At 47.3% G+C, this 13,150-nt stretch carries 12 protein-coding genes and 1 pseudogene; 10 read left to right on the top strand and 3 right to left on the bottom strand.

Annotation, left to right across the window (positions count from 1 at the left end; all coding sequences use genetic code 11):
* The 3 genes from ANCC_RS15930 to ANCC_RS15920 are packed head-to-tail and all read right to left on the bottom strand — an operon-like array spanning position 1 to position 3,285.
* A complete protein-coding gene (locus ANCC_RS15930; protein ID WP_006568458.1) occupies positions 1–1,413 on the bottom strand; it encodes a GldG family protein in 1,413 nt (470 codons plus the stop codon).
* 11 nt (positions 1,414–1,424) lie between these two features.
* Entirely contained in the window at positions 1,425–2,291 is an 867-nt protein-coding gene (locus tag ANCC_RS15925) for an ABC transporter permease (protein ID WP_006568459.1), read from the bottom strand.
* Positions 2,275–3,285, bottom strand: coding sequence for an ABC transporter ATP-binding protein (locus ANCC_RS15920; RefSeq protein WP_006568460.1), 1,011 nt, complete (start codon positions 3,283–3,285; stop codon positions 2,275–2,277). Before ANCC_RS15920 ends, ANCC_RS15925 begins: the two co-directional genes overlap by 17 nt.
* A gap of 159 nt (positions 3,286–3,444) precedes the next feature.
* Between ANCC_RS15920 and ANCC_RS15915 the strand changes: the two genes are divergently transcribed.
* The 10 genes and pseudogenes from ANCC_RS15915 to ANCC_RS15865 all read left to right on the top strand — a co-directional run bounded on the left by ANCC_RS15915 (position 3,445) and on the right by ANCC_RS15865 (position 13,147).
* Entirely contained in the window at positions 3,445–4,704 is a 1,260-nt protein-coding gene (locus tag ANCC_RS15915) for a zinc-binding dehydrogenase (RefSeq protein ID WP_006568461.1), read from the top strand.
* 155 nt (positions 4,705–4,859) lie between these two features.
* The gene (acpP, locus tag ANCC_RS15910) at positions 4,860–5,093 is read left to right on the top strand and encodes an acyl carrier protein (protein ID WP_006568462.1); all 234 of its coding nucleotides are present in this window, start codon (positions 4,860–4,862) and stop codon (positions 5,091–5,093) included.
* A gap of 101 nt (positions 5,094–5,194) precedes the next feature.
* A complete protein-coding gene (gene fabD, locus ANCC_RS15905) occupies positions 5,195–6,121 on the top strand; it encodes an ACP S-malonyltransferase (protein WP_039946952.1) in 927 nt (308 codons plus the stop codon).
* A complete protein-coding gene (gene fabG / locus ANCC_RS15900) occupies positions 6,115–6,855 on the top strand; it encodes a 3-oxoacyl-[acyl-carrier-protein] reductase (protein ID WP_006568464.1) in 741 nt (246 codons plus the stop codon). Before fabD ends, fabG begins: the two co-directional genes overlap by 7 nt.
* 11 nt (positions 6,856–6,866) lie before the next feature.
* Positions 6,867–8,111, top strand: a complete 1,245-nt coding sequence (gene fabF / locus ANCC_RS15895) for a beta-ketoacyl-ACP synthase II (RefSeq protein ID WP_006568465.1) — start codon at positions 6,867–6,869, stop codon at positions 8,109–8,111.
* A gap of 12 nt (positions 8,112–8,123) precedes the next feature.
* Positions 8,124–8,570: an acetyl-CoA carboxylase biotin carboxyl carrier protein gene (gene accB, locus ANCC_RS15890; protein WP_006568466.1), complete on the top strand. Its 447-nt coding sequence runs from the start codon at positions 8,124–8,126 to the stop codon at positions 8,568–8,570.
* Between the two features lie 14 nt (positions 8,571–8,584).
* Positions 8,585–9,007: a 3-hydroxyacyl-ACP dehydratase FabZ gene (fabZ, locus tag ANCC_RS15885; protein WP_006568467.1), complete on the top strand. Its 423-nt coding sequence runs from the start codon at positions 8,585–8,587 to the stop codon at positions 9,005–9,007.
* Positions 9,008–9,020: 13 nt separating this feature from the next.
* Positions 9,021–10,403 (top strand): acetyl-CoA carboxylase biotin carboxylase subunit, encoded by a 1,383-nt coding sequence (locus tag ANCC_RS15880; protein WP_006568468.1) that lies wholly within the window; start codon positions 9,021–9,023, stop codon positions 10,401–10,403.
* A pseudogene (locus tag ANCC_RS18020) lies at positions 10,397–12,062 on the top strand (acetyl-CoA carboxylase carboxyltransferase subunit alpha). The gene ANCC_RS15880 and the pseudogene ANCC_RS18020 overlap by 7 nt, the downstream one beginning before the upstream one ends.
* A 23-nt stretch (positions 12,063–12,085) precedes the next feature.
* Positions 12,086–13,147 (top strand): NAD(P)H-dependent flavin oxidoreductase, encoded by a 1,062-nt coding sequence (locus tag ANCC_RS15865; RefSeq protein ID WP_006568471.1) that lies wholly within the window; start codon positions 12,086–12,088, stop codon positions 13,145–13,147.
* Positions 13,148–13,150 lie beyond the last annotated feature (3 nt).

The raw sequence follows: 13,150 nt of genomic DNA, 5'->3' as shown, positions 1-13,150 counted from the left end.
TTACCTTCTTCTCCGGCGGAACCAGACGACAAAGCCTCCGGCAATGACCATGAAAGGAATGACAAAAATGATCAGGATACTGAAGATACCCGGGTGTGCGATGCTGTTATAAGTCACCTGGAGGCTCTTCGGCGAGACGGAAATATTATCTGTACTGTCCAGATTCGCTGTGACAGAATTCATGAACAGCGTAAGGTTTTCTAAAGTTGAAAAAGACTCTGTTACCTGTGCGTCGATGAGCATATTGCTTCCGTAGACGGTCAGACGGCTGTCTTTCTTTTTCTTCTTTCCGCCGCTGTCTTTTACAGTGACCGATTCTGTGGCTGCGGCACCCAGCATATAGGTTCCCTGTGTCTGTTTCTTCTCTGTGACGGCACAGCCGTTTTCAGAAGTGGCCATGAAAGATTCCACATTGATGGTATCCCGGACAGGATCTGTCTGCGTCATGCCTTTCGAGTTAATCATCAGCACAGAATTTGAGGAGATACCGGAGGCCATATCGCCGCTCACAGATAAGTTCGGTATGAGATAATAATAATTTCCCTGATAGCAGCGCTCTGCGTCGGCAATATATCCATTGGCAACTTTCAGGCCATAGTCTTCCAAAATACCATAGAGCCGTGTCATGCTCTTGTCTGTATAGGCCAGAAGGGACATGACGTTTCCTCCTTTTTTCAAATAAGTGGTCAGAACTTTGGCTTCATCTTTTGTGAGATCGCTGGTCGGGCCGTTGAGTATAAGAAGGTCACAGTCCTCCGGTATAGATGAGGCAGTCAGGAGATTCAGCTCTGACACAGAGATCCTGGATTTTTCCATCAGATCTGTGACAGAAGATGACAGGGCGGTTTCACCGTGTCCGGACGTGTAATAAGCCTTATATTCTTTTGTATTTGTCACATAATCTACTGCACTGGTCAGCTGTCCGTCTCCGTCAAACTTTGTGGCGGAAGAAGATGTATTATAATAGGAAGATTCCGTTACTAAAATATCGTCGAAGGAGATCGAAGTCTGCCGGTCTGTTGCTTTACAGGATACGACGATACTGTTTTTTTCCGTGTCATACTTTGTCAGTGCGGAAGGATGCAGTACGGGGTCGATCCATTCTACCCTGAGGCGGCTGGAGAGAGAGGCATACTTGGTGATAAAGGTCCTGATACGGTCATCGGTGTTCCCTTTTTCGGCGATTACATAAAGGCTGACGTCCTTATCTAAATTTTTAAGCAGCTTTTGGCTTGTTGATGAGATCTCATATATATTGGTGTCGCTGATATCAATCTGCCGGATCTTCTGAGGCAGCTGTGCCACAAGAAGATTAAACAGGATCACGATTCCTATGACAACGGCAGTAACAGCTATGCTGTATGAGCCTCTCCTGGAATTCTTTGTCTGAAATAATTGTTTTATTTTATCCACTTACAGTCCTCCTAACTCCATCGTCTTTTCTGAAATGCCTGCACGGTCAAAAATATAAAAAGAATGATGACGGAGAGATAGTATAAAAGCCCTCCGATATCAAAAATATAGTTCTGAGCGAAATTATAGAAAACACCGGTCAGGACGAAATGTTCCAGAATGTCATGAATGAAATTTTCAAATACAGACGATTTAATGAAATAAACCGCAATACTTAAGACCAAGCCGGCAATCTCGGCAATTCCTGCTATGATTTGGTTTTTTGTAATATGATAGATCAGTCCTGCGGCCAGTGACAGGAACAGGATGGTGATGATGACGCCGCTGAGTGCGCTGGTCGGCACATAGTTTAAGAGATTGTCAAGCATATACAAAAAGAATAAAACCCCGAAGGTGCTGATCGCCGCAATGACCGGGCTCTCTGTCAGAGAAGACAGAAACATTCCAATGCCGATAAAGACACAGCCCAGCAGATAAAAAGCCAGGATCGAAGAATAATCCACCAGAAGATGAGCATTTCCCTGAAACTTGATGATCAGAGGAAACAGGCAGTAGATCAGGCAGGGTATGGCGAACACGGTGATCATCGCAAAGTATTTGCCTAAAATGATCTTTGTCAGAGGCACAGGCGAGGTCAGAAGCAGCTGATCTGTCTTATTTTTTCTTTCTTCCGCAAAGCATTTCATGGACAGAACCGGGACCGTGATCAGAACGGCAAAGATGACGCCGGACAGCGAATAAGAAAAATAGGGATAGCCGCTGGTCAGGTTATATACCATAAAATATACACCTCCTATGACAGTGAGAACTGCCGCAAAGGCACAGCCAATCATGGAGGTAAAATAGGAGCGGAGTTCCCGCTTATAAATTGCTTTCATCTTTTTCGTCTCCTTCCTGTTCCTGGCTGTCTGTGTCGGTCAATTCCAGGAAAATGTCTTCAAGATTCGTCCTGGAAATATAAATCCGTGTGACCGGGATTTCTTCTCTTGCAAAAGCAAGGGAAATCTCCCGGCAGATTTTTTTACTGTCGCCGGTGAATTCCACTGAGATATCGCAGGAATCTCCCGTGTCTCCTTTCCAGCAGATTGTGTGTATGCCGGAGAGAGAATCCAGAACAGACTGTATTCGGGCCGGGTCCGACATGATGGTAAGCTCCACACTATCCTTTCCACGGGACGTTTCTTCCAGTTGTTTTGGTGTACCCTCGGCTGTCAGGCGCCCTTTTGAAATAATGAGGACATAATCGCAGATTTCCTGAACCTCCGCCAGGATATGAGAGCTGAGAATGATCGTATGATCTTTGGAGAGTGTGCGGATGAGCTGCCGGATTTCGATGATCTGCTTTGGGTCCAGGCCAACCGTCGGTTCATCCAGAATAATGATATCGGGGAAACCAAGCACTGCAGCCGCAAGACCGGTTCTCTGGCGGTATCCTTTGGAAAGATTGCGGATCAGGCGGCTGGAAACATCGGTAAGCCTGACGAGACTTAGAACTTCGTCTACCTGTGCCGCCCTTTCTTTTCCGGGGATCTCTTTTAGTTCAGATACGAAACTTAAATATTCCCGGACGGTCATATCGGGATAGAGGGGCGGAATTTCCGGAAGATATCCCACAGATCTTTTCGCTTTCTCCGGTTCTTTTAAAATATCGAATCCGTTGATCAGGACTTCTCCGCTGTCTGCACCGATATATCCGGTCATGATATTCATCGTAGTGGACTTTCCGGCGCCGTTAGGTCCGAGGAAACCGTAGACCCGGCCTTTCTCGATTGTAAATGACAGGTCATCCAACGCCGGATGGCCGTCATAGCTCTTGGTAAGATGTTTTACTTCAATCAATTTACTGCCTCCTTTTGTGTTGTCTCCTAACATAATAAAAAAGAAAACGAAACAAAATGTGATGAAAGTTTGATTCTTTTGTGTTCTCCTTCTGATCCTCAGTTACAAGTCTTTTTTTTTATTTCCATTTCTGTTATAATCTTAGAAAATAATTTCCATGTGACCTGCATTGTGTGAAAAGGGGCGGTGACTATGAAGGTAAAAGGCGTCAGACTTTATGGGGTAAAGGACATCAGGATGGAAGAATTTGAACTTCCCGGGATCAAAGAGGACGAGATCCTGCTCAAGATCCTCTGCAATGGAATTGCCATGTCTACTTTAAAAGAAATCACGCTTGCACAGAGGCATCTGAGGGTTCCGAAGAACATACGAAGATATCCGATCTTGATCGGACATGAATTCGCCGGTGTCATTGAACAGGTGGGTGAGAAGTGGAAGGATCAGTATTGTCCCGGAGACAAGTATGTAGTTGTTCCTGAGATACCCGGACAGATTGAGTCTCCCGGTTATTCCTATGAGTATTTCGGAGGAGCTGCCACCTACTGTATTGTCCCGGGAGAAGTGATTGAAAAGGGATGTCTGCTTACTTTTGAGGGGGAGAGCTTTTATGAGGCAACAGTGGCACAGGCACTGTACAGTATTGTGGGAAGCTTTCACTCCAATTACCACAGCAAACCCGGTTCCCACGACCACATTTCCGGTATCAAAGAAGGCGGCAATACAGTGATTCTTGGAGGATGCGGGCCCATGGGGCTGATGGCCATCCGCTATGTTCTGACTATGGAGAAGAAACCGAAAAGGCTTGTGGTGACGGATATTAACGAAGATCGGATTGCCAAAGCCAGAAGGCTGATTCCGGTGCAGGAAGCACAGCGAAATGGAGTGGAGCTTTACTATATAAATCCGTCCATGATGGTAGATCCTGCTTCCGCTCTGCTGGCACTGACCAATGAAAAGGGATATGACGATGTTTTCGTCTATGCCCCGCCGAAAAACGTGGCGGAGACAGGGAACAGGATCATGGCCATGGACGGCTGCATGAATATTTACGCGGCAACGGCGGACAAGAAGTACAGGGCGGGCATGAACATCTACGGCAGCCATTATCTTAAGACCAAGCTTATCGGCTCATCCGGGGGCCTTAGAAGCGATATGGAAGAAGCTCTTGAGCTGCTCCGTGACAAGAAGGTCGATGCTGCTATGAACATTACCCATATCGGAGGCCTTGATGCGGTTGTAGATACTACCTTGTATTTAAAGAAGATGCCGGGAGAGAAAAAGATCGTGTACACGCACATCTCTATGCCGCTGACGGCGATTGAGGATTTTCGGAAACTGGGAAAAGAAGACCCTCTGTTTGAACAGCTGGCGGATGCATGTGATGAGGCCGGGGGATTCTGGAACAAGAAAGCAGAGGAAATCCTGCTTGACTGGCATTCGGCGGAAGAATAGGGAAACAGATTTTTTTACCGTTATTTCCTAATAACTTCCTTGCATATTTGTATGTGAGTTAGTATAATATAGGAGTGAATTTACTTGACAAGTTCGGGTATAAGTAGGTATACTTTGATAATCAAACTATTATGAGGTATGAAGGAGATTAAATTATGTTAGAGAAAATGAAGGAAATCATTGCAGAACAGTTAAGCGTTGATGAAAGTGAAATTGCGTTAGAGACATCTTTCAAAGATGACTTAGGAGCTGACTCCCTGGACTTATTTGAATTAGTTATGGCATTAGAAGAAGAGTACGATGTAGAGATTCCGTCTGACGATCTGACAGAGCTTAATACTGTCGAAGATGTAATCAACTACTTAAAGAATAAAGGCGTAGAAGATTAAGATTGACAAAATATTGGCTTATAACTGATGATTTGAGGTTATAAGTCAATTTTTTAGAAACAGATATTTTGAAACTCAAAGTAATTGACGAGGTGATAACGATGGGTAAAATTGTTTTTATGTTTCCGGGACAGGGAGCACAGTATGTCGGTATGGGACAAGAGTTCTATGACTCTTTTGAACACAGCAGAGAAATATTTGAAAAAGCAAATGAAGTGTTGGATATTGATGTGAAGGCATTGTGCTTCGAGGAAAATGAAGACATTAACATTACGGAGTATACACAGGCGGCCATGGTGACAGCCAGTGTGGCCATTTTAAGAGAGATCGAAGCCATGGGTATAAAAGCAGATATGACAGCCGGTTTAAGTCTCGGTGAATACTGTGCCCTTGTTGCAGGCAATGTCATGAGCTTTGAGGATGCAGTCAAAGTTGTCCGCCAGAGGGGAATCCTTATGCAGGACACAGTGCCTGCCGGTGAGGGAGCTATGGCGGCTGTTCTTGGCATGAAGAAAGAAGAGATCGAGGCAGTGCTTCCCGGAGTGGACGGAGTTGTCTCCATCGCCAATTACAACTGCCCCGGACAGATTGTAATATCCGGGGAGGCGAAAGCCGTAGAGGCAGCGGCAGACGTGCTTCGCGAGGCAGGAGCCAAAAGAGTTCTTCCGCTGAAAGTCAGCGGACCATTTCACTCTCCTATGTTAAAACCTGCCGGGGAAAAACTGCTTGAGGTCTTAAAAGACGTGGATGTTCAGGATCCGGAGATTCCGTATGTTTCAAATACGACTGCAGAATTTGTTGCTTCCAAAGATCAGGTAAAAGACCTGCTGGGAAAACAGGTTTATTCTTCTGTCCGTTGGGAACAATCTATACATAAAATGATAGAAGCGGGAGCGGATACTTTTATCGAGATCGGTCCTGGAAGAACTCTGTCCGGCTTTATGAGAAAGATCGACCGGAAGATGAAAGTGATCAATATAGAGAAAAAAGAAGATTTGAAAAAGCTTGAGGAGGTCTTATCATGTTAGAAGGAAAAGTAGCTGTTGTCACAGGTGCAAGCCGTGGGATCGGCCGTGAAGTGGCACTGACCCTTGCGGGCTATGGGGCGAAAGTCATCGTCAATTACTGCGGGTCCAGAGAAAAAGCCGAAGAAGTGGTCGCTTCGATCAAAGAAAACGGCGGAGAAGCCAAAGTATATCAGGGAGATGTCTCCGATTTTGATACGGCCAAAGAAATGATGGCTTCCGTGAAAAAGGAATTCGGTTCCATCGACATCTTGGTAAACAACGCAGGAATCACAAAAGATAACCTGGCTATGAAGATGAGCGAAGAAGAGTTCGATCAGGTGATCAATGTCAATCTGAAGGGAACCTTTAACTGCATGAAACATGTGGCAAGGATTATGCTGAGACAAAAGTCCGGTCATATTATCAACATGTCTTCCGTTTCCGGTGTGATCGGAAATGCCGGGCAGATGAATTACTGTGCCTCCAAGGCAGGAGTCATCGGTATGACCAAATCTTTGGCAAGAGAACTTGGGTCCAGAGGGATCACGGTCAATGCGGTGGCACCGGGGTACATAGATACGGAGATGACGGAAGTGCTTCCGGAGGACGTGAAGAAGGGTATTATCGATACGATCCCGTTAAAAAAAGTAGGGACGACAAAGGATATCGCAGAGACAGTAGCATTTTTAGCATCTGACAAGGCGTCCTATATTACTGGGCAGACGATCAGTGTGGATGGCGGAATGGGAATGTAAAGGAGAGCAGTATGAAGAATTTAAAGAGAGTCGTAGTTACCGGAATGGGTGCGATTACTCCGATCGGAAACAGTGTGGAAGAGTTCTGGGACGGAATCAAACAGCAAAAGACTGGATTTGCTCCAATCAGTCATTTTGATGCCAGTGAATACAAAACTCATCTGGCAGCAGAAGTAAAGGATTTTAAAGCGAAAGATTATATAGACCCGCGTTCTGCAAGGAGAATGGAACTGTTCTCCCAGTACGCCGTGGCTGCGGCCAAAGAGGCTATCGAGGATTCCGGACTGGATCTGGAAAAAGAAGATACAGCGAGGATTGGTGTATCTGTCGGGTCGGGAACAGGAAGTCTGCAGATTGTAGAAAAAAACACCGAAGTCATCCGTACAAAGGGTCCTAACAGAGTCAAGCCTCTGGTGGTTCCGATGATGATCTCCAACATGGCTGCGGGAAATGTTTCCCTTGCGTTTGGGTTAAGGGGCAAGAGCATCAATGTAGTTACTGCATGTGCTACAGGCACGCAGTCTATTGGAGAAGCATTCCGCTCGATCCAGTGCGGCGAGGCAGATGTGATGGTGGCAGGAGGAACGGAAGCCTGCATCACGCCGGTAGCTGTGGCGGGATTTGCCTCTCTGACAGCACTGAGCAGTTCTGAAGATCCAAAACGTGCATCCATTCCGTTTGATAAGGAAAGAGACGGATTTGTTATTGGAGAGGGAGCAGGCGTAGTAGTGCTCGAGACATTGGAGCACGCCAAAGCCAGAGGTGCCAGGATCCTTGCGGAAGTCGTGGGATATGGTGCTACCAGCGATGCTTTCCATATCACATCTCCGGCAGAAGACGGAGAGGGTGCAGCGCGTGCGATGCAGTTTGCCATTGACGAGGCGGAGATTCGTCCCGATGATGTGGACTATATTAACGCCCACGGAACGAGTACACCGGCCAACGACAAGTTTGAGACGAAAGCGATCAAAACAACCTTCGGAGAGCACGCCAAAGACTTGAAGATCAGTTCTACAAAATCTATGATCGGTCACGGACTTGGGGCTGCCGGAGCCATTGAGTTTATCACCTGTGTAAAAACTGTTCTGGAAGACTACATTCATCCGACCGTAGGACTTAAGGTGCCGGATGAAGAATGTGACCTGGATTACACATTAGAGCCGGTCACAGACCGCACAGTCAATTATGCTCTGAGCAATTCACTTGGGTTCGGAGGACATAATGCAACACTTCTGATCAAAAAGTTTGCGGAATAGGGAGGATAGACTATGAAATTAGAGGAAATGAAAGAACTGATCCAGGCATTATCAGAGTCAGATGTCGATAAGTTTGAATATAAAGATGATGATTTCTCAGTGAAGCTGTCAAAGAAGAAAGAAAGAGTCCTGGCAGCACCGGAATTGGCGGTGCCGCCTGTGCCTGCGGCTGCACCTGCGCCGCAGAACACGCCGGAAGCTCTGCCGGAAGTAAAAGAGGCGGAAGGCAACGCCGTGACGGCTCCTTTGGTGGGTACCTTTTACGCGGCTCCGTCGGAAGGAGCAGATCCGTTCGTGCAGGTAGGCGATACGGTGACAAAGGGACAGATCATTGGAATTGTTGAAGCTATGAAGTTGATGAACGAAGTGGAGAGTGAGTTTGAAGGAACCGTAGTGAGCATCCCGGTTCATAACGGGGATATCGTAGAATACGGGGAACCTCTGGTCATTATCCGGTAAGAAAGGGGAAACATATGCTGAATATTAAAGAAATTATGAATATTATCCCGCACAGGAGCCCGTTTCTTTTGGTTGACCGGATTGAGGAAATGGAAGTCGGAAAAAGGGCAGTGGGCAAAAAATGCGTGACATATAATGAACCGTTCTTTGCGGGACATTTTCCGCAGGAGCCAGTGATGCCGGGTGTGCTGATCATCGAGGCTCTGGCTCAGGTCGGAGCCGTGTGCTGCCTTTCTGCAGAAGAGAACAAAGGAAAGATCGGATTTTTAGGCGGAGTCAATAAGGCAAAATTCCGCGGCAAAGTCGTACCCGGAGACGTGCTGAATCTGGAAGTAGAAATGATCAAGGTGAAAGGGCCGGTAGGAGTCGGCAAGGGAACCGCAACGGTGGACGGTAAGGTCGTCGCGTCCGGCGAAATCACATTTATGATCGGCTAGGAGGAAGCGTCGTATGTTTAAGAAAATTTTAATTGCAAACAGAGGAGAGATCGCGGTGCGAATCATCCGGGCATGCCGTGAGATGGACATCCTTTCTGTGGCAGTTTGCTCCGAGGCAGATAAAGATGCTCTGCATGCACAGCTGGCGGACGAGACCGTCTGTATCGGTCCTGCGCCTGCAAAGGACAGCTATCTGGATATGGAAAGGATCATTGGAGCTGCCATGGCGGTAGGGGCGGATGCCATTCATCCGGGATTCGGATTTTTATCGGAGAACAGCAAGTTTGTCCGCATGTGTGAAAAGTGCAACATATCCTTTATCGGGCCTTCCGCAGAAATCATTGACAAGATGGGGGATAAATCTTCTGCCAGAAAGACGATGATGGAAGCTGGTGTTCCTGTTGTGCCGGGGACCAAAGATGCGGTTTATGAAGCTTTGGAGGGCAGGAAGACTGCCGACGAGATGGGATATCCTGTCATGATCAAGGCATCCGCAGGCGGCGGAGGCAAGGGCATGAGGATCTGCGAAGATTCCGCAGAGTTTGAACATATATTTGAAACGGCAAAGCGGGAAGCAGAAAATGCTTTCGGAGACGGCACCATGTATATTGAAAAATATATCCGTGATCCAAGACATATCGAATTTCAGATTCTGGCTGATAAATACGGAAATGTAGTTCATCTGGGTGAGAGGGACTGTTCCATCCAGAGACGTCATCAGAAGCTGATCGAGGAGTCACCGTCACCGGCCATTAACAAAGAACTCAGAGAGAAGATGGGAGCCATTGCAGTCAAAGCGGCAAAAGCGGCCGGATATTACAGCGCAGGCACCATTGAATTCCTGAAGGACCAGGACGGGAATTTCTATTTCATTGAGATGAACACCAGAATTCAGGTAGAACATCCGGTCACGGAATGGGTCACCGGCATAGACTTGATCAGGGAACAGATTCGCATTGCGGCGGGAAGACATCTGACTTATCAGCAGAAGGATATCCATATCTCCGGACACGCCATCGAGGTAAGGGTAAATGCAGAGGATACGGAACACGATTTCAGGCCGAGTCCGGGAACCGTTACAAACGTACATTTTCCGGGCGGCAAGGGTGTGCGCATTGACTCTGCCCTGTTTACCGGTTATCAGATTCCTCCGTTCTATGATTCGATGGTTGCAAAACTGATCGTATATGACAAAAACCGTGAACTGGCATTGAGGAAGCTCAGAAATGCTCTGGGAGAGCTGGTGCTGGAAGGCATCAGGACGAACATTGATTACCAGTATGACATCATCAATCATCAGGATTTTATTGACGGAAATGTAGATACCGGATTTATTGAGAGGTTCCAGAAGGAACGGGAAGAAGAGACAGAAAGCCAGGGTGAAGCATCATGTTAAAAGAAATGTTTAAGAAAAGAACATTGACACCTCAGGAGAAAAAGCAGGCGGAACGGGTAAAAAAAGCCAAAGATACCCTGCTTGAATACCAGGCGCCGGAAGGGCTGTTCCAAAAATGCAGTGACTGCGGAAAGCCGGTCTATAACGAAGACATTATTGAAAATTATTATATCTGTCCCCACTGTGGAAATTATTTCAGAATACGGCCGAGAACAAGGATCGCCATGGTCCTGGACCGCAATACCTTTGAGGAGTGGGACACCGGACTTGCCACGTCCGATCCGCTGGAGTTTCCGGGCTATTTGAAAAAGCTGGAGCACCAGAAATCTGTGACCAATCTGGAAGAAGCGGTGATCACGGGAAAAGGAAAAATTGGGGGCAGTGAAGCGGCCATTGCAGTCATGAGCGCTGATTTTATGATGGGCAGCATGGGCCAGGTCGTCGGTGAAAAGATCACAAGGGCCATCGAGAGAGCAACTGATCAGAGAATCCCGATCATTATTTTTACATGTTCGGGAGGAGCCAGGATGCAGGAGGGAATCATTTCCCTGATGCAGATGGAAAAGACATCGGCGGCTTTGAGAAGACATGACCAGGCGGGACTTTTGTATATCAGTGTACTGACAGATCCGACGACCGGAGGAGTGACTGCAAGTTTTGCCATGCTGGGAGATGTCATACTGGCGGAACCGGGAGCATTGGTTGGATTTGCAGGGCCGCGAGTCATCGAGCAGACCATCGGTCAGAAGCTTCCGGATGGTTTCCAGAGATCTGAATTTCTGCTGGAGCACGGATTTGTGGATAAGATCGTTGAGCGGAAGAACCTGCGGAAAGTGCTTGCCACCATTATAAGGAGTTGTTGTTATGAGTCATAATAATTTAACACCATGGGAGAGAGTCGAGATCTCCAGGTCAGCGGAGCGGCCGACCAGCCTGGACTACATCACAACGATTTTTGACCGTTATATGTCTCTGCACGGAGACCGCTTATTTGGCGATGACGGGGCGATCGTAGGAGGGCTGGCATCCATAGACGGGATTCCGGTCACAGTTGTCGGACAGCAGAAAGGCCGTTCTACAAAAGAAAATATAAAAAGGAACTTCGGAATGCCTTCCCCGGAAGGCTACAGGAAGACTATGCGTCTCATGCGCCAGGCAGAGAAATTTCACCGTCCGGTCATCTGTTTTGTGGATACGCCGGGAGCCTTCTGCGGCATCGAAGCTGAAGAGGGCGGTATCGGTGAGGCGATTGCGAGGAACCTTTATGAGATGTCTTCCCTGAAAGTTCCGATCCTTTCAATTATGATCGGAGAAGGCGGCAGCGGCGGAGCCATCGCCATGGCTGTCGGCAATGAGGTGTGGAGTATGGAAAACTCCACTTACTCAGTCCTTTCCCCGGAAGGGTTTGCAAGTATTTTGTGGAAAGACGGAAGCAGAGCATCCGAGGCTGCAAAAGTAATGAAGATCACAGCGGCAGATTTAAAGGAACTCGGAGTGATCGAGAAGGTTATCAGAGAACCCGAACCTGCAAGCATTGATAATATTATCGAACTTTCAGAGGAGATCAGAGAGATGATTGTTGATTTCCTGAAACGATATAGGAAGAAAACGCCGGAAGAGATTGTAGAAGAGAGATACCAGCGCTTTAGAAAGATGTAAGTGAAAGAAAGACCACGGAGGTAATGGAAGTGAAACCATTAAAGATCGGGGATTTGGTTGCGAAAATCCCTATTATACAGGGGGGAATGGGCGTAGGTGTCAGTTTGAGTTCCCTTGCGGGAGCTGTTGCAAAAGAGGGCGGCATCGGTGTGCTGTCGGCGGCTCAGATCGGATACGACGAGCCGGATTTTGAGAAGGACCCTGAGGGGGCCAACATGCGTGCCATGAAAAAACACATCAGGAAGGCCAGAGAGATTGCGCCCGACGGTATCATCGGCATAAACATTATGGTAGCCACAAGGCTGTATGCCAACTATGTAAAGGAAGCGATTGCAAACGGCATTGACCTGATCATTTCAGGCGCGGGACTTCCGACAGAGCTTCCGGCTCTGGCAAAGGGAAGCAGGACAAAGCTTGTCCCGATCGTATCCCCGAAAAAGTCGGCGCGGGTGATTCTCAAGATGTGGGATAAAAAACATCAGACGGCGCCGGATGCGCTTCTGATCGAAGGTCCGAAGGCCGGAGGTCATCTGGGATTTAAATACGAAGAGCTTGTCAGCGATGAGACTTATGAAAACTATGACGATACGATCCGTGAGATCATTGACATGGTAAAACCATATGAAGAAAAGTATGAAAAAGACATTCCGGTTATCGTGGCGGGAGGAGTTTCTTCAAAAGAAGATATGGAGCACTGTCTTTCTATGGGAGCTTCCGGCGTGCAGATTGCCACTCCGTTTGTCACCACTGAGGAATGTGACGCTGATATCAGGTATAAAGAAGCTTATATTAACTGCAAAAAAGAAGATATCACAATCGTAAAGAGTCCGGTGGGAATGCCGGGGCGGGCCATCAAAAATAAATTTATGGAAATCGTCCAGAGAGAAGGCAGGATCAAGCCGAAGCACTGTTTTAACTGTATGTCTGCCTGCAATCCCGGTGAGACAGTTTACTGCATCACGGAGCGCCTGATCGAGGCTGTCAAAGGAAACATTGATGATGGATTGATCTTCTGCGGGGCTGATGCGTGGAAGTGTCATAAGATCAGCACGGTAAAAGATGTGATTGGAAGCTATATAAAATAAAAG

Origin of the sequence: Anaerostipes caccae L1-92, assembly GCF_014467075.1 — a bacterium.
In the GTDB taxonomy this organism is placed as follows: domain Bacteria; phylum Bacillota; class Clostridia; order Lachnospirales; family Lachnospiraceae; genus Anaerostipes; species Anaerostipes caccae.
The sequence above is the reverse complement of the archived record's forward strand: the minus strand, read 5'-3'. Positions and strand labels throughout refer to the sequence as shown.